Origin of the sequence: Streptomyces sp. NPDC058457 (assembly GCF_042720695.1) — a bacterium.
In the GTDB taxonomy this organism is placed as follows: Bacteria; Actinomycetota; Actinomycetes; order Streptomycetales; family Streptomycetaceae; genus Streptomyces.
On record NZ_JBHXLU010000011.1, the window covers coordinates 24,115 to 41,092 of the forward strand.

Here is a 16,978-nt window from a genome sequence, read left to right on the forward strand (position 1 = left end):
CCCTGCACTGAGTACGGCTACTCATGCCGCCCCGCGCCGGAGCAGGGACGATGGGCCCTGCCGGCGGCGTGACGACGGGCCGTGCCGGCGGCGTGCGGACAGGAGACGGGGGCATGGGCAGATTTCTCGGAGCGGTGGCGGCCGTCGTGGCGGCGGCCGCGGCGCTGGTCTTCGCGTATGCGGCGGGGGCACCGCCCGCGGTGGTGTTCGCCGTGGGGGCGGGGGTGCTGAGCATGCTGTGGCTGCTGCTCCTGCTCACCCTGCCCTGGAACCTGTACTTCCGGGCGCATGCGGTACTCGCCGAGATCGCGGTCAGCCGGGAAAAGGGCATCCAGGTCCCGGCGGCCCGGGACACCGAGGCCTCGCGCATCGCCCGCGCGATGCTCCGGGCGGCAGTCGCGGGGCACGTCCTGACGGCGGCGGTCGTCGTCGCGGTCACCTGGGCGACCGGCGAGTTCACGGGGTACTGGTTCGCCGCGTTCTTCCTGCTGAGCACCTTCTTCCGGCCGGCCGGCGCGTACTTCGGCCAGCTCCGCAGACGCCTGGGCACCCTCCTCAAGGACGTCACGTATCCGCGGGACGACGTCGTCGAGCTGCACGCCCGGCTGAACCACGCCGAGGCCGGGACCCGGGTCCTGGAGGAGAAGGCGGAGGAACAGTACCGGGCCCTCGCCGAACTGCGGCGCACCGTGGACGCGTTGGCCATGAGCTCGTACGAGCGGGCCGAGGAGGCGGACCGCAGGATCGCGGCGCTGGGCAGGCAGTTCGAGTCCACGGTGAACCGCCTCACCGACAACCAGGAGATCATCGCGGGCGTCAAGGCGTTCCTGCGACTGCTGCACACCACCGACACACCGGACGGCACCCCGGCCTCCGGGTGACCGACCGCCGTCCCCGCCCGCACTGTCTAGGGTTGGGGGCATGGACGCCAGTACAACACCCCCTGCCCCGGCCGCCGTTGACCCCGCGGAGCTGCTCGCCGACCCGTACGCCGGGTATGCCCGGCTGCGGGAGGCCGGGCCCGTGCACCGGGTCGCCGGGACCGACGGGCTGCCGGCCTGGCTGGTGACGCGGTACGAGGACGTGCGGCAGGCCCTGGCCGACCCGAGGTTCTCCCTCGACAAGGCCAACTCCAAGCCCGGCGGTTACCGCGGGCTCGCGCTGCCGCCCGCGCTCGACGCCAACCTGCTGAACATGGACCCGCCGGACCACACCCGCGTCCGGCGCCTGGTGTCCCGGGCGTTCACGCCCCGCCGTATCGCCCTGCTGCGCGAACCGGTGCGGCGGACCGCCGACGCGCTGCTCGACGCCATGGCGCCGCTCGGGCGTGCCGATCTGATCGCCGCCTACGCGGCGCCGCTGCCCATCGCCGTGATCTGCGAGCTGCTGGGCGTGGCCGAGGAGGACCGGCCGGACTTCCGGTCCTGGACCGACGCCCTCGTCGTCCCGGACCCTGCCCGGCCCGAGCGGACGAAGGAGGCCGTCGGGGCGCTGCTGGCCTTCTTCGCCCGGCTGCTCGCCCGCAAGCGCGCCGAGCCCGCCGACGACCTGCTCTCCGCCATGATCGCGGTACGCGACGAGGAGGACCGGCTCAGCGAGGACGAGTTGATGTCGCTGGCCTTCCTCATCCTGTTCGCCGGGTACGAGAACACCGTCCATCTGATCGGCAACGCCACTCTGGCGCTGCTCCAGAACCCGGCCCAGCTGGCCGCGTTGCGCGCGGATCCGGACCGGCTCGGGCCTGCCGTGGAGGAACTGGCCCGTTTCGACGGGCCCGCGCCGCTGGCCATCCGTCGTTTCCCGACCGAGGACGTCACCGTCGGCGGGGTCACCGTCCCGGCGGGCGAGACGGTACTGCTGTCCCTGGCGGCGGCCCACCGCGACCCGCGCCGCTTCGCCGAGCCCGACCGGCTCGACATCGGCCGCGATGCCACCGGGCACCTGGCCCTCGGCCACGGCATCCACTACTGCCTCGGTGCGCCGCTGGCCCGGCTGGAGACCGAGATCGCCCTCGGCGCGCTCGTCGAACGCTTCCCCCGCCTCGAACTCGACGTGCCGGCGGACCGGTTGGAGTGGCGTCCGTCGATGCGCACCCGCGGGCTGCTCGCGCTGCCCGTGCGCTACTGAGGCGGCCGGGACGGCGGGCACGCCGCGGCCCCCCGGGTACTGCCGCACGGGCGTCTCCGAGGGGCTGCGCTTCGGCGTGGCCTGCCGTCAGGTGCTGCTGCGCCTGCGGGCCGGTGCGCGGGAGGCGGACTTGGGCTCCCGGGGCAGCGGCTTCGGCTGTGCGGTGTCCATGGTGTCGGACACCTGGGCCTCGTCCCCGGTGTCGGGCACCCGGTCGCCCTCCTCGGTGGCCAGCACCTGGTCGCCGTACAGGTCCTGCAGCCAGTTGGTCTGGTAGATGGTGTCGAGGTAGCGCTCGCCGAGGTCCGGTGCGACGGCCACCGCGGTGAGGTCACCGGCGTCGTGCCGGGACAGCCAGTCCGTCGCGCCGCTGACCACGGTCCCGGTGGAGCCGCCGAACAGGAAGCCGTGCCGGGCCATGCGGTGGCACATCCGGATGGTGTCCGGCTCCTCCACTTGGATCACCTCGTCGACGAAGGACTCGTCGAGCAGCGGCGGGCGCATGCTCATGCCGAGGCCCGGGATCATCCGGCGGCCCGGTTCGCCGCCGAACGCCACCGAGCCCGCCGCGTCCACGGCGACGATCCGCACCGGGCGGTGCCACTCGCGGAAGTAGCGGGCGCAGCCCATGAGGGTTCCGGTGGTGCCCGCGCCGACGAACAGGACGTCCAGTTCGGGGAACCGGCGGGCGATCTCGGGGGCGGTCGTACGGTAGTGCGCCGTCCAGTTGCCCGCGTTGGTGTACTGGCTGAGCCAGACGTACCGGTCGTCCGACTCGCACAGCGAGCGGACGTACTCGATACGGGTGCCCAGGAAGCCGCCGTTGGAGTCCTGGTCGGCCACGATGTGCACCTCGCTGCCGAGCGCCTCCATCAGGAGTCTGGTCGACAGGTTGCAACGGGAGTCCGTCACACACAGGAACCGGTAACCCTTGCTCGCGGCGATCATGCTGAGTGCTACGCCGAGGTTGCCGGAGGAGGACTCGACGAGGACGGAGTCCGCTGTCAGGATTCCGTCCCGCTCGGCGTTCTCCACCATCTCGTTGGCGGCCTTCAGCTTGATGGATCCGGCGAAGTTGAAGGCCTCGCACTTCAGATAGAGCGGGTGTCCGCAGATCGACTCCAGGTCGACGTAGAGGTCGCCCTCGTTGAAGGCGTAGGGAGCGGAGATGACAGGCACGGCGGGCCTCCTGGTGCCGGGCCGAGGACGACGGCCTCAGCCGTACCGGCGCAGTTCGTGGAAGAAGTCATCGATGAGACAGAGGTCCCCGGCCCGGGACACCTCGTCGTAGACGTACTTGCCGACGGCGAGGTCGAGGACGCCGAGTCCGAAGGGCGAGAAGATCACCGGGCGGTCGGGCGGCGGTGCGGCGCGGCCCGACATGACGTCGCCGAGGGTTCCGTTCAGGAAGTCGCGGCTGCCGGTGAGCTGTTCGGCCAGGTGGGGTGACGTGTCGGCCTTGAGGCAGTGGTCGACGTCGTCGACGAAGTTGGCCGCACCCAGCAGGACCTCGGGGGCGAGGTCGCGCAGGGACACGTGCAGGACCAACGGGTTGTGCGTGAACCAGGCCGGGTCCGTGACATGGGGCCGGCCGGCGATGGTGGCGAAGACCACGAGGTCGCTGTCGCGGACCAGGTCCTCGGCGCTGTCGTGGACGGTGATCCGCGCGCCGGTGCCGGTCTGCTCCAGGTAGCCGCGGAAGCCGCCGGCGCTGTCGGCGGACAGGTCGTGCACGCCGATCTCGTCGAAGTCCCAGCCGGTGCCGGCCAGGAAGGTGTGGATGTAGCGGGCGATCAGGCCGGTGCCGAAGAACCCGACCCGGGTGGGGCGGGTGCGGTTGCGGCTGAGCCAGTCGGCGGCCAGTGCCGCGGAGGCCGCGGTCCTGCTGGCGCTGATGATGGAGCTCTCCAGGCAGGCGAACGGGTAGCCGGTGTCGTGGTCGTTGAGCACGAGCACCGCGGAGGCCCGCGGGATTCCGGCGCTCACGTTCTCCGGGAAGCTGGAGACCCACTTCAGGCCGTCCACCTGGACCGTCCCGCCCAGGGAGGCCGGCAGCGCGATGATCCGCGAGGTCGGCCGGTCGGTGAAGCGCAGGAAGTACGACGGCGGGTTGACCGAGTCCCCGGCGTCGTGCAGCCGGTAGACGGACTCGACCAGCTCCACAAGCTGTTTCTCGCGCCCGCTCAGAGCTCGTTGCACCTGCGCGCCGGTGATCACCGCGAAGCTCGGCACGGAGTCCCGCTCGGGCCCGGCCGCCCGGGCGGCCGAGGACAGTACATCGGTCATCGCTCGCTCGCCTCCAGGGCCGGGCAGTCCTCGGTCGGCCGGACGGGTTCGGCCATGCCGACCAGCACCTGCCGATCGCCGGTGAACGCCTCTCTGCTGTGCGCGGTGCGGATGTTGTCCACCAGCAGCAGGTCACCGCGCTGCCAGGGTTCACGCCGGGTGTGCGCCTCGTAGGTGCTGTTGATCAGCTGGACGACGTCCTCGCCGATCGGGCTGCCGTCGCCGTGACGGGTGTTGAACGGCAGTCCGTCCGCGCCGTAGACGTCCACCAGGTACTCGCGCACCTCGGATGTGAGGGTCCACTCGTTGAGGAAGGCGATCTGGTTGAACCAGCAGCGCCGGCCGGTGCGCGGGTGCCGTACGAGGGCGTTGCGGCGCTGTTCGGTGCGCAGGGAACCGTCGGGCTGCCAGGTGAAGTCGATGGCGTTGGCCCGGCAGTAGCGTTCGATCTCGGCGTGGTCTCCGGTGCCGAAGGACTCCGTGAGGCTTGCGCCGATCTCGTCGTTGTAGGTGCGGGTCAGGATCCAGCCCTCGCGCTCGAACCGTTCGACGAGCCCGGTGGGCAGTGCCCGCAGCACCTCTTCGGCGTCGGCCACCGCCGTCGCCCCGCCCTGTTCGGGCGCGGTGAGGCAGGCGAACAGCATCAGGCCGGGTACCTGGAGCCGGTAACTCAGCTCGTGGTGCATGCACATGGGCTGGTTGGCCGGCCAGGGCGTGGACGCGTACACGCCGGGGCGGTGGCTCTCGCGGGGCGCGAAGGCCTCCTGCTCCGTCATGAGTTCGCCGGTGAGCTGTCCGAAGACGGCGCCGACCTGGCCGGCGTCGCGCAGTCCGAGGCCGCGGACGACCAGTGCGCCGTGTTCGGTGACCTGCGCGCGCAGCGCCTGGCGGTGCTCGGCCGCCCACTTCGGTGGGTCGTCGGGGGGTTCGACGTGCAGCAGTGCCGGCTTGTCCGGCCGCAGCTCCACGTCGAGCGGTGATGCCAGGGATGAGAACGGCATCTCGGGTTCCTTTCGGTCGACCGCCTGGGGTGTGACGGGTCAGGAGGAGGCGAGGGGGAGGACGGTGGTCAGGACGGCCTGCGCCGCCTCGGCCGGGCGGGTGCGCAGGAAGTGGTGGCCGCCGTCGGGGAGTTCGTGCAGCTCGACGCGGTCGGCCAGGAGCAGCCAGTCCCGGTGGTGGCGGGCGTGGCCGGCGGTGTGCGGGTCGTCGGCGGCGACGACCACGGAGACCGGCGCGGCCACCTTGCCGGGCGGCGGGGCTTCCAGGGCCGCGGCGAAGTAGCGGTGTGCCGCGACGCAGTCGTGCCGGTAGGCGGCGGCGATGCGGGCGGCGTGCCGCGGGTTCAGCTCGGCGAGTTCGGTGTGGCCGCCGTCGGCGGTCAGCCGCGCCGCGATGTCGGCGTCGCTCAGGTGCGTCAGTTCGGTGACGGCGGTGTGCCGTTCGGCCGCGGTGCCGAGCAGGTGCGCGCCGAGGAAGAGCCGTTCGACGCGTACGCCCCGCTGCTGGAGCCTCCTGGCCGTCTCGACGGCCGGTGCGGTTCCGGAGGAGTGGCCCCACAGCATGACCCGGGTCAGTCCGCGTGCCGTGATCTCTGCGGCGGCCTGTTCGGCCACCTCCTCGACGGTCGCGAACGGCTCGGGGGGCGCGGCCAGGTTGTGGCCGGGCAGGTCCACGGCGAGGACCGCGAGGCCACTGCCCGCCAGGGCGCTCGCCAGCGGCTGGTAGTTGACCGCGTTGCCGCCCGCGTACGGGAAGCACACCAGGGCGCACTCGGGCCTGCCGCCCCCGTCCGCCAGGGTCAGCAGCAGCTCCGGGCGCTGCGGGGCCGGGCCGTCGAGAAGGGCGGCCAGGTCGGCGAGGACCGGGTGCCGGGTGATGTCCTTCAGGGACACCGCGCGGTCGAGGGCGAGGCTGAGCCTGACCGCGGTCAGGGAGGTGCCGCCGGAGTCGAAGAAGTCGTCGGTACGGCCGACCCGCTCCTCGGGCACCCCCAGCAGTTCGGCCCAGGCCGCGGCCAGCCTCCGCTCGGTCGGGCCGAGTTCGTCCCCCGCCGCCCGGTCTGCGGCGCCGGCCGCCCGGTACGGGTCGCCCGCAGGCGCGGTCTCGGCCAGCCTGGTCAGGACCTTCTTGTCGATCTTCCCGTTGGCGGTCAGCGGCAGGCTGTCCTGCCAGTGGAAGGCGGACGGGACCATGTAGGCGGGCAGCGCCGCGCCGAGCGCCTCGCGCAGGGCCTCCGGCCGCTGCCGGCCACCGGAGTAGAAGGCGATGAGCTGCTTGCCGCCGCCGGGCCGCTCGGCGACGACCACCGCGCCGTCCCGTACGCCGGCCACCCGCAGCAGGCAGTTCTCGATCTCGCCGATCTCGATCCGGAACCCGCGGATCTTGACCTGGCTGTCCCGGCGGCCGAGGAACTCCAGCTTGCCGCCGGGGTGCCAGCGCCCCCAGTCACCGCCCAGGTAGAGCCGTTCGCCGGGCCGGTAGGGGTCGGTACGGTACGCCTCCCGGGTGCGCTCGGGATCGTTGACGTAGCCGCGGCCCACGCAGACGCCGGAGAAGGCGATCAGTCCGGGGGCGCCCAGCGGTACCAGGGCCAGGTGCTCGTCGACGACGTGGACGCGGACGTTGTTGACGGCCCGGCCGAGCAGGATCCGGTCGGGCACCTCCCGGAGGAGTTCGTGGTTGGTGTCGTCCGACGTCTCGGTCAGTCCGTAGGCGTTGAGCAGCGCGATGCCCGGCTGGACCGCGAACCAGCGCTGGACCAACTCCCGTTTCAGCGCCTCCCCGGTCACCGACACGCAGCGCAGGTCCGGCAGGGTGCGCGGGTGCTGCTCCAGGTAGGAGGCCACGACCTCCAGGTACGACGGCACGAGCTGGGCCACGCCGACCCGGGCGTGCTCCAGGGTGTCGGTGAACCGTGCCACGTCCGTGATGACGTCCTGCTCGACCAGCAGGGTCCGCCCGCCCACCAGCAGCGGGGCGACCAGCTGCCACAGGGAGATGTCGAAGCACTGGGGGGCGGTCTGGGCCACCACGGTCCCCGCGCCGATCGCCAGGTCGTCGATCTTGGCGTGGAGGTGGTTGAGCATGCCCGCGTGCTCGCACATCGCGCCCTTCGGCTCGCCGGTGGAGCCGGAGGTGAAGTAGATGTAGGCGAGTTGGCCGGGGTCGACGCGGATCCCGGGGTCGTCGTCGGCGTGCGGTTCGGCGTACGCCGTGTCGAACGGCAGCTTCTCGACGTCCGGCAGGGCGGCCAGCGCCCGGTCCAGGGTGTCCGTGCTGCCGGGCTCGGCCAGGGCCAGCCGGCAGCCGGCCCGGGACAGGGTCGCCTCGATCCGGCCGGCCGGGAAGTGCGGCTCGATCGGCAGGTACACGCCGCCCGCCTTGAAGACCGCCAGCACGGCCGCCAGCCAGTCGAGGGTGCGCTCGCAGACGACGGCGACCACGTCCTCCCGGCCCAGGCCTCTGGCCAGCAGGGCGCGTGCCAGCCTGTTGGCGCGCCGGTTGAGTTCGTCGTACGTCCACTCCCGCGTGCCGTGTACGGCCGCCACGGCCTGCGGATGGGCCCGCACCCGCTGTTCGAACAGTTCGTGCACGCGGGAGTCCGGCAGCGGGCGGTGCGGCCCGGCCAGGTCTTCCAGCTGCTCGCGCTGTTCCGCGGCCGACAACAAGCTCTGCCGGCTGTGGTCGGCGTCGGGGTCCGCCGTCATCAGCCGCAGCGCGGTCAGGTGGTAGTCGCCGATGCGGGCGGCGGCCCCGGCGTCCAGGGCGTCCGTGCGGTACCGCAGCCTGAGGGTCAGCCGGCCGGCCCGGTCGGACCAGCGCACGTGCAGGACACCGTCGGCGTGGGTCTCCTCGGCTCCGAGGGGACCCCAGACGACCTCGTACGGCGGCTCCGTCAGGCCGAGTTCGCGGCGCAGCTCCGCCACCGGGTGGTCCCGGTGCGTCAGCAGCTCCGCCTCGGCGTGCCCGGCGGCCGAGAGCAGGGCCGCCCAGCTCCCCGGGGGGACGGGCACCCGGCACGGCAGCGGCTCGCCGCCCACGCCGGTGGCGAGGCCCGCGACCACCTCCGGCTCGCCGGAGAGCACGGCCAGCACCTTGAGGTGGGCGGCCAGCAGCAAGGCATCGGCCGGCAGGCCCTGTCGCCCGGCCAGTTCGCGCACCGCCCGCGTCACGTCGTCCGGCACCGGTGTGTCGTGTCCGGCGTGCCCGGCCGTTCCCGGCACCGGTTCCCGCACCCACCGGGGCACGGTGGTGGCACCGCCGGCGGTCAGTGTCCGGGTCCAGAACTCCCGGTCCGTCTCCACGCGCGTTCCCATCGAATGGCCTTCCTCAACTCACGGTCGCCGTGGCGGCGTCAACTGATGTCGCAGTCCGGCCGACGCCTGCGGACCGGCAGTCGCGGCCCGGCATGTCCACCGCGGGATTGCCGCCCCACTGGGCGTTCGGGGGGACTTCCTCGCCCTTCATGAGGAAGGAGTCGGGCGCCAGCACGGAGCCGTCGCCCATGGTCACGCCGTAGTGCACATGGGCGGCGATGCCCAGCGTGCAGCCGGCGCCGAGCGTGGTGACGTCGGACTTGAAGGTGCCGTCCTCCTGCGAGTGGCACTGGATCTTGCTGCCGGCGTTGAGGGTGCAGTCGTCGCCGATGGTGGCGAGGGTCCGCTCGGTCAGGTAGCAGCCGTCGTCGAACACCCTGCGGCCGATGCGTACCCCCAGCAGCCGCCAGACCAGGCTCTTGAACGGGGTTCCGTTGAAGACGTTGAGGAAGTGGTCCGGCACCTTCCACAGCCGTTCGTGCCACCAGAAGTACGGGTCGTAGATCGAGCACAGCCGGGGGCGCAGCGCACGGAACGACGCGAGGCAGCGCTCCAGCAGGATGAAGTACCCGGTGGAGAAGGCGAGGGTGAGTGCCAGGTAGCCGGCGATCACCGCCTGTCCGAGCACGCCGTACAGGTCCACGGAGGCAAGACCGAACAGGGTGAGCGCGAAGGTGTGCAGCCAGCGCACGAACAGCATGAGCGCCATGGAGCGGAGGTTGTAGCGGTTCTTCGCGGCCAGCCGATGGCGAAACGTTTCTCCGGTTCGGAGATGGTCGAATCCGGCATCGCGCTCCACCGAGCGGGGGATCTCGAAGCACGGTGAGCCGAGGAGCCCCACGCCTTCGCGGATCTCGCCGTCGAGCGGGACCATCACCTTCGTCGCGAGCAGGCAGTTCTCCCCGGTCCTGGCGCCCGCCGGATAGGCGATGTTGTTGCCCAGGAAGTTGTGCGACCCGATCGAGGCCCGGGACAGCCGGAAGGACGTGCTGGAGAAGTCGGCGTTGAGGACGGAGAGGCCGTCGGCCACCATCGTCCCGCTGCCGACGCTGACCAGCAGCGGCGTCTCGTGCTGCACTTCGGTGCCGAAGTTCGACCCGGTCTGCTCCACCTTCGACAGGTCGTATCCGATACCGCGGAGGTAGCCCACGATGTAGGAGCTGTCGCCGAAGAGCCAGGCGAAGAACTTGACGTTCGTCATGCGGGCCGTGGTCCGCTGCAGCGCGTAGTGGAATCCGTAGAGCGGGTACACCTTGTCGGGCTTGACCACGAGGCCCACCAGCCGCGGCAGGGTGCACAGGGCCGCCAGCCCCAGGACGAGGAACCCGAAGAACAGCACGAGCGAGAGCAGTAGCGCGTCGGGGAGCAGTTGCGACCAGCCGAGCGCGGCCGTCGTCGGGTCGAGACGCTTGCCGATCGCCGGTACCTCGGTGAACAGCATGTAGACGCCGCCGACGACCAGCGGGACGTACAGGAAGATCAGCTGCAGCAGCGTGCCGAGGCCGAACCAGGCGCGGCGCAGGGTGCCGCAGTTCGCCGGGGCGACCCGGATGTAGTCGGTCCCGGTGGGCTCCGCCGGGGATCCGTGCCAGTGCTCGCCGTCCGGGACCGCCTGGCCGCTGTGCAGGGCGGAGGAGTGGCCGAGCTGGGCACCGTGTCCCAGGGACGTGTCGATGTCCAGGACCGTCTTCTCGCCGACGAAGGCGTCCGTGCCGAGGGTGATCCGGCCGGTCTGGATGTGTCCGGCGCACGCCCGGTAGCCGAGGAAGAAGGAGTCCTTGCGGATCACCGTGCCCGCGCCGATCGTCAACAGGTCGGTGCAGACGGGAACGGAGTGGGAGAGGATCGTGACGCCCTTGCCGATCCGTGCACCGAGGGCCCGCAGGTAGAGCACGTACAGCGGGGTCCCGGTGAGGAAGACCATCGGGTTGGCGTGCAACAGCACCTTGACGAGCCAGAACCGCAGGTACGTCAGGCTCCAGACGGGGAACTCACGAGGGCGCCAGCGTCCGACGAGCACCCATTTCGCTACGACGGGGAACGCGCACAGCGCCACGAACCCGGCGCTTCCGAAGAGCAGCGACCGCAGGTAGACGTCGGCCAGGCCCTTGCCGGAGGCGATCCACTCGTATCCCGCGGCGGTGACGAATCCGGAGACCAGGGAGTAGCCCAGGAAGACCAGCAACTGGAGGGTTCCGCAGAGCAGATGGTTCCGCCGGTTCACACGGGGTGCCGGCGTCGGCACGGGCGGCTGCGGGGTCTGTGCCGGATCGGCGGGAGCGGGAGCGGTCTCGCCGAGAGCCGCCGCCAGGCTCTGGATCGTGGGGTGCCGGTAGACGTCCCGCATGGACGGCGACGGCAGATCGGCGGTCTTGCGTATTCGTGCGCAGAACTGGGCCATGACCAGGGAGTTGGCGCCGAGGTCGGCGAAGAAGTGGCCGTCGACCGGGACGGACTCGGCATCGAGGAGGTCGGCCAGTGCCTGCGCGAGCCTCCGCTCCGTCTCCGCCCCCCTGGGGTCGGCGCCGGCCAGGGCGACGGCAGGTTCATCCGGCTCCGACACGACCTCGGAGGACTGCTCCACCATGCGATCTCCTGGAGAACGTGGATGTTCCTGATCACGAACCGGCGGATTCAGTTTGTCCGGATAAGGGCACTGGCTGCCACTTGTCCCATTGACCGGGCCGAGCAGCCTTCATGAGCCGTCAGGCCCGTATTTCCTTGGTTTCGCGCCAGGAAAGGGAGTGCGCGAATCACCCGAACGGCGGCCCCCCGGCCGGCAGCCCGTATCCCGGCGCGGCGGCCGTACCCGGATCCGTCCCGCGCCGGCGGGAGTCCTCACCGGCGGCGCGGGGGCCCGGAACCTCAGGGCACGTCAGTCGTCGGCACCGTCAGTCGTCGGCACCGTCCGCCGCCGCGGCGGACTCGTGTGCCGCGATGCCGACGAAACGGCGTACGGCCTCCACGGGCATGTCGAGCCCCTCGGAGGCGGCGCGCTCGTCACCGAACACCTGCACCGCCTCGGCGACGGCCACCGCCAGTTCGGCTTCCGCCTTGCGGACCTTGACCTCGGCCTTGTCCACCATGTCGACCACCGTCAGCTGGCGGCGCTGCTTCTCCTGGAGCCGCTGTTTACGAGAAGGCGCTTTGTCAGAGTTCTGCACAGTCACGACCAAGATCATATGCGGGCCTGTGCACCCGCACGAAATCGGCAACTCTCCCTCGTCGAAGCCCTGTTCAAAACCGGGAAGGCTCCCGCGTCAGGCCGTCAGCGTCGCCCACACCGCATGGCCGCTGGTGAGCCTCGACCGGTCGACGCCCCAGGAGTCGGCGAGCTGCTCGACGAGCAGCAGCCCCCGGCCGCCCTCGTCGTCAGGGCCGGGCTCGCGCCGGGGCAGGCCGCGGCCGGAGTAGTCGTGGTCGTGGACCTCCAGCCGCAGGCATCCGTCGGCGACCAGCCCCATGCCGCACAGGATCCGCACGCTCAGCGTGTGGATGACGGCGTTGGTGGCCAGCTCGGAGACGAGCAGCACCGCGTCCTCGCACAGGTCGCGGGACATTCCCCACTCGCCGAGCCGGGCTCTCACGGAGCGGCGGGCGACTCTGACGCTGGAGCGGTGCGAGGGCAGCTCGATCCAGTGCGCCCGGTCGGGCGCGTCGACGTCCAACAGGTCGCGGGGGGAGGTCACGTGGGGGGACACGGTGGCTGCCTTCCGTAAGGCGGGCGCGGCGGAGAGCGGGCGGAACTGGCGGAACGGGCAGAGCGCGGCAACGACCGCACGGAGAACGGGGCATGCGCCGTGATCGTGACCGCGATTTACTCAAGTAATCATGCGCGCAGGCAAGTTCAGGCTGCAACCGACTCCCTGATAATTTCAGTATGCGGGTATCGGTCTGGTCGCTTCATCAAGTGCCTGTCACACTCGTCCCGGTGACAGTCCCTCAGGAGGTAGGGCGTGAGCGAAGGCCGTTCGAACGCGGGCAGCACCAGTGCGCCCACCGTTCTCCGCATGATCCTGGGCCGCAGGCTCCAGGAGCGGCGGCAGGGCGCGGGCGTGTCACTGGAGGACGCGGCACGGGCGCTTCGGGTCACACCCCTGACCATCCGCCGGCTGGAGAAGGCGGAGGTGACGCTCAAGCCCCTCTACGTGGAGAAGCTCCTTGAGACCTACGGTGCCGACCGGCAGGAGCGGGAGGAGTTCGTCGCCTTCGCGGAGCGGGCCAACGAGCCCGGCTGGTGGCACACGTACCGGGACGTGCTGCCCACCTGGTTCAGCGCCTATGTGAGCCTGGAGACCGGTGCGAAGACCCTGCGCACGTACGAGCCGCACTACGCCACGGGGCTGCTGCAGACCCGGGAGTACGCGCGTCACGTGCTCAGCGGCGGTTTCCCGAACGACAGCGACGAGGACCTGGAGCGGCGGGTGAACCTGCGGCTGCGCCGTCAGGTCCTGCTGGAGCGCTCCGACGCTCCGACGCTGTGGGTGGTGATGGAGGAGGCCGTCCTGCACCGGGTCGTCGGCGGGCCCGAGGTGATGCGGGAGCAGATCGAACGGCTGCTGGAGGCCTCGGAGCTGGAGCACGTGAGCGTCGACGTCGTGCCGTTCACCGCCGGTGCCCATGTGGGCGTGTGCGCCCCGTTCACCTACTTCCGTTTCGCGGAGCCCGAGCTGCCGGACGTCGTCTACACGGAGGTCCTCTCCGGCGCGATGTACCTGGACCAGCGCTCCGACGTCGTCGCCCACCTGGAGGCGCACAACCGCATGTCCCTGCTGACCTCCGACGCGCACAGCAGGGCGCTCCTGAACCGCATGCGCAAGGAGTACTCATGACCACCTTCGACACCTCCTTCGACGGCAGCGTCCACGACGTGTACAACGGCATGCCCGCATCGGACCTGGGGGAACAGGGCTGGGAGTCGCCCTGGAGCGGCCCCAACGGCGGTCAGTGCGTGCAGACCAAGCAGCTCGCCGACGGCAGGATCGCGCTGCGGCAGTCGACGGATCCGGCCGGCCCCGCGCTGATCTACACCCCGGAGGAGATCACCGCGTTCGTCGCGGGGGTCAAACGCGGCCTCGCCGACCACCTGACCACCGGCTGACCCCTCCCCCACGCTCCCCCTCTGAAAGGTTCAGGATGACCAACTCGCCCGTGGCCCGGGACATCGACACCAGCAGGCCCCACTCCGCCCGCATGTACGACTACTACCTGGGCGGCAAGGACCACTTCGATGTCGACAAGCTGGCCGCGGAGACCGTGGCGGCCGCCTACCCGGGCATCTTCGTGTGCGCGCGGGAGAACCGTGCCTTCATGCACCGGGCGACCCGTGTCCTCGCGCGCGAGCACGGCATCCGGCAGTGGCTCGACATCGGCACCGGCATCCCCACCGAACCGAACCTGCACCAGGTGGCCCAGTCCGTGGTCCCCGACGCCCGGGTGGTGTACGCCGACAACGACCCGCTGGTACTCAAGTACGCCGAGCGTCTGATGCGCAGCACGGCGGAGGGCCGTACCACCTACATCGAGGCGGACGTCAACGATCCGCAGGCACTGCTGGACGCCCCCGAACTGGCGGAGGTCCTGGACCTCGGCCGGCCGGTGGCGCTCTCCCTCAACGCCCTGATGCACTTCGTGACGGACGCGCAGGACCCGTACGGCATCGTCGGCCGGCTGCTCGACGTGCTTCCCTCGGGCAGCGCGCTCGCATTGAGTCACTGCACGCCCGACTTCGACCCGGACACCTGGCAGAAGGTCACCGACATCTACAACAACGCCGGAACGCCGGTGCAGTTCCGCTCGCGGGCGGACGTGGCGCGGTTCTTCGACGGCCTCGAACTGCTCGACCCCGGTGTCTCCGTCGGCCACCGCTGGCGCCCGGACACCGAGCCGACCGCCACCGACGCGGAGGTCAGCCTGTGGACCGGGGTGGGCATCAAGCCGTAGGGACCATTCCGAGGGGGGATCCGCCTCCGGGCTGCCGTACCGCGCGGGGACACGGCGGTACGACAGCCCGGGGGTGTCAGCCGATGTGGTAGCTGTCGCCGTACACCTTCCAGTCCAGCGGGGTGTTCAGACACAGGTTGCCCTTGTTCAGGAAGACCCGCTGCTCGGTGTCGACCCGGGTGGTGTCGCTGTGCGCCTCCTCCTGCTTCATCGCCCACACCCGGGCGTCGAGGAAGGCGTTGAGGTACGTCGTCTCGTTGCCGCCCTGGGCCGGCGGCTTGGCCTTGGCGAGGGCGCGCTTGCGTATGTTGCGGAAGCTGGTGGCGTCGTCGCCGTCGCCGTGCATGACGATGGCGTCGTAGTAGGTGAACTGCCCCAGCGTGCCCAGCCCGTCCGTCTTGCCCTGCTGCACGGCCGGGTTGAAGTACACGCGGTCGCGTTCGTCGTTCTGGGCCTGCTGGAAGGCGGTGTCCTGGGCGGCCTTGCGCCAGTCGGCGGGGAAGTTCGGGTCGAGGCCGCTGTGCGAGTCGGTGCCGTTGACCCGGCGCAGCGCCGGCAGGTACTTGGCGAGCACGTTGGAGGGCTTGCGGTCGGTGTAGAGCTGGACGAGGTCGAGCATGTCGCCGGTGCCGGAGCAGAAGCCGATGATCCCGGCGGTGTAGCCGCGGCCGTCGCCGATGTCCTCGATGTACTTGTACTGCGCCTTCCAGTCGAGCGAGGAGTTCTCCGCGCTCGACACCAGCTTCATGGCGATCTCCTTCTTCGCCGGGTCGTCGAGGCCGACACAGCTCGCGGCCGCCGGGGCGGCGGCGGAGGCGTGCGCCGGGCGCAGCAGCACGGCTCCGGCACCGACGGCGGACGCGCCCAGCAGGGCGAGCAGGGTACGGCGGGAGGTCAGGACCGGGTTCGTGGTGGTGTCGTTCGGATTCCGCACAGGGGCTCCAGTGGGGGGTTGAGGCGAGTTTCCGTTAGGAAGGTTTCCTATCAGTAGATGGCACTGATGTGTACCCGTCACACAGAAAGTTCGTAGAGTCGAACAAGCCCGCCGGCGCGGTCCGGGGCGTCCGACGCGGGTCAGCCGGTGGCGGTCCAGGCCTTCGGCCCGATGCCGCGCCACTCGATCAGCTCGGGGTCGTCGACCGTCGTACTGGACTCGGGCAGGCCGGCGCGGCGCAGGAACTCGACGACATCGAGCAGGTGGTACGCGATGCCGACGTACTCTCCGCGGATGGTGACCCGCCGGCCGCCGTCGGGGCCCGGCGGCTGCACGATCACAGGCGCGCCTTCCATAGTGACCGCATGCCCCCTGACGGCACGGATCATGCCGCGGACAGGGCCACCCGGCGGATGCCGGCAAGCAGGGGCGAGGCCCTCGGAGGCGGCGCTCCCGCGGGTGGGGCCTGAAATCGGTGGTTGGCCGAGAGTTTCGGGGGCGGAGTGACGGGAGGGCGGTTCGGTGCATCCGATACGCGCCAATAACCGCCGCCCGGGGTGGTGGGACGGCGTCCGCCGCCGCGCCCGCGGGGCGGTCCGGGCGGATCGCCGGGCACTTGCGGGTTTTGCCGGCCGATTACGCCTTCACGTGCCGGTTACAGCATCTTCACAGTGCGCGCGCTTTCGGTCACTCGGCGTGTCGGTTAGGTCGTCCGGAGAAGACGCCCGCACAGGGGCTGCCTAGCCTCCCCGCCATGCGATCACCACTGATGAGACGCTTCGGCCTCGGCGCCGCCCTCGCCCTCGCCCTGGCCCTGTTCGGGCTGGCCCCCAGCGCGAGCGCCGACCCGGCACCGGCCGGGCTCACCTTCGCCACCGACGCCGCGACCACCGCGCCCGGTGGCACGGTGCACCTGTCGATGACGATCACCAACAACAACACCTACGACATCTGGTTCGTGTACCAGACGATCGACCCGACATATCTGACCACACAGCGCCCCGACCTGAAGTACAGCTTCACCGGCTGCAGCCTGGCCGCGTCCGACGGCACCGCCACCGCCTGCTCCGGCACCGGGCCCACCAACCTCGGCACCGACTACGGCGCCACCGTCCCGCCCGGCCAGAGCCGCACCGTCACCCTGACGCTCAGCGTGGCCGCCGACTCCGGCTGCAACGGCAACATCGGCTTCTACTCGTACTACTACGCCGAGTTCAGCGACTCCACGAACACGAGCGGCGGCCCGGTCTACACGCCCGAGACGCGCGTCCTGTGCGCCTGACGGCCTGTCGGGGATGACCTGAAAAGCTCTGCGATCAACCGATGATCCAGGGCCGGGCACTCCTGCCCCCCTTGAGGGCCCGGCCTG

The 16,978-nt window shown here is 71.0% G+C and carries 15 protein-coding genes; 6 read left to right on the top strand and 9 right to left on the bottom strand.

Annotated features, from left to right (window positions below; genetic code table 11):
* Nucleotides 1-113: 113 nt before the first annotated feature.
* Nucleotides 114-881: a hypothetical protein gene (locus ACFWPS_RS11875; protein ID WP_383703707.1), complete on the top strand. Its 768-nt coding sequence runs from the start codon at nt 114-116 to the stop codon at nt 879-881.
* A 40-nt stretch (nt 882-921) separates the two neighbouring features.
* Complete coding sequence (locus tag ACFWPS_RS11880; RefSeq protein WP_383703709.1) at nt 922-2,127, top strand: cytochrome P450; 1,206 nt, start codon at nt 922-924, stop codon at nt 2,125-2,127.
* 87 nt (nt 2,128-2,214) lie between these two features.
* Here ACFWPS_RS11880 and sbnA read toward each other — a convergent pair whose 3' ends face one another.
* From sbnA to ACFWPS_RS11915, 7 genes are all read right to left on the bottom strand, one after another.
* The gene (gene sbnA, locus ACFWPS_RS11885; protein WP_383703711.1) at nt 2,215-3,306 is read right to left on the bottom strand and encodes a 2,3-diaminopropionate biosynthesis protein SbnA; all 1,092 of its coding nucleotides are present in this window, start codon (nt 3,304-3,306) and stop codon (nt 2,215-2,217) included.
* Between the two features lie 36 nt (nt 3,307-3,342).
* Complete coding sequence (gene sbnB, locus ACFWPS_RS11890) at nt 3,343-4,413, bottom strand: 2,3-diaminopropionate biosynthesis protein SbnB (RefSeq protein ID WP_383703713.1); 1,071 nt, start codon at nt 4,411-4,413, stop codon at nt 3,343-3,345.
* Nucleotides 4,410-5,414, bottom strand: a complete 1,005-nt coding sequence (locus tag ACFWPS_RS11895; RefSeq protein WP_383703715.1) for a TauD/TfdA family dioxygenase — start codon at nt 5,412-5,414, stop codon at nt 4,410-4,412. The genes sbnB and ACFWPS_RS11895 overlap by 4 nt, the downstream gene beginning before the upstream one ends.
* Before the next feature lie 39 nt (nt 5,415-5,453).
* Nucleotides 5,454-8,732 carry an amino acid adenylation domain-containing protein gene (locus ACFWPS_RS11900; RefSeq protein ID WP_383703717.1) on the bottom strand — a complete coding sequence of 1,093 codons (3,279 nt, stop codon included), beginning with the start codon at nt 8,730-8,732 and terminating at the stop codon, nt 5,454-5,456.
* A 13-nt stretch (nt 8,733-8,745) separates the two neighbouring features.
* Nucleotides 8,746-11,319, bottom strand: a complete 2,574-nt coding sequence (locus tag ACFWPS_RS11905) for a Pls/PosA family non-ribosomal peptide synthetase (RefSeq protein WP_383703719.1) — start codon at nt 11,317-11,319, stop codon at nt 8,746-8,748.
* A 304-nt stretch (nt 11,320-11,623) separates the two neighbouring features.
* Nucleotides 11,624-11,902 carry a hypothetical protein gene (locus ACFWPS_RS11910; protein ID WP_383703722.1) on the bottom strand — a complete coding sequence of 93 codons (279 nt, stop codon included), beginning with the start codon at nt 11,900-11,902 and terminating at the stop codon, nt 11,624-11,626.
* Between the two features lie 90 nt (nt 11,903-11,992).
* The gene (locus ACFWPS_RS11915) at nt 11,993-12,421 is read right to left on the bottom strand and encodes an ATP-binding protein (RefSeq protein ID WP_383703725.1); all 429 of its coding nucleotides are present in this window, start codon (nt 12,419-12,421) and stop codon (nt 11,993-11,995) included.
* A 267-nt stretch (nt 12,422-12,688) separates the two neighbouring features.
* Between ACFWPS_RS11915 and ACFWPS_RS11920 the strand changes: the two genes are divergently transcribed.
* From ACFWPS_RS11920 to ACFWPS_RS11930, 3 genes are read left to right on the top strand one after another with little or no spacing between them, the layout of a single operon-like run.
* Nucleotides 12,689-13,564, top strand: a complete 876-nt coding sequence (locus tag ACFWPS_RS11920; RefSeq protein ID WP_383703727.1) for a helix-turn-helix domain-containing protein — start codon at nt 12,689-12,691, stop codon at nt 13,562-13,564.
* Nucleotides 13,561-13,833: a DUF397 domain-containing protein gene (locus ACFWPS_RS11925; RefSeq protein ID WP_217545234.1), complete on the top strand. Its 273-nt coding sequence runs from the start codon at nt 13,561-13,563 to the stop codon at nt 13,831-13,833. The genes ACFWPS_RS11920 and ACFWPS_RS11925 overlap by 4 nt, the downstream gene beginning before the upstream one ends.
* A gap of 35 nt (nt 13,834-13,868) precedes the next feature.
* Nucleotides 13,869-14,675 (top strand): SAM-dependent methyltransferase, encoded by an 807-nt coding sequence (locus ACFWPS_RS11930; RefSeq protein ID WP_383703730.1) that lies wholly within the window; start codon nt 13,869-13,871, stop codon nt 14,673-14,675.
* Between the two features lie 76 nt (nt 14,676-14,751).
* On the opposite strand, the gene ACFWPS_RS11935 is transcribed toward ACFWPS_RS11930, so the two are convergent.
* Nucleotides 14,752-15,609, bottom strand: coding sequence for a chitosanase (locus ACFWPS_RS11935; RefSeq protein ID WP_383703733.1), 858 nt, complete (start codon nt 15,607-15,609; stop codon nt 14,752-14,754).
* Between the two features lie 140 nt (nt 15,610-15,749).
* Entirely contained in the window at nt 15,750-15,950 is a 201-nt protein-coding gene (locus tag ACFWPS_RS11940; RefSeq protein ID WP_383703736.1) for a hypothetical protein, read from the bottom strand.
* A gap of 413 nt (nt 15,951-16,363) precedes the next feature.
* On the opposite strand from ACFWPS_RS11940, the gene ACFWPS_RS11945 reads away from it, so the two are divergent.
* Complete coding sequence (locus tag ACFWPS_RS11945; RefSeq protein WP_383703739.1) at nt 16,364-16,891, top strand: hypothetical protein; 528 nt, start codon at nt 16,364-16,366, stop codon at nt 16,889-16,891.
* The last annotated feature ends 87 nt before the right edge of the window (nt 16,892-16,978 follow it).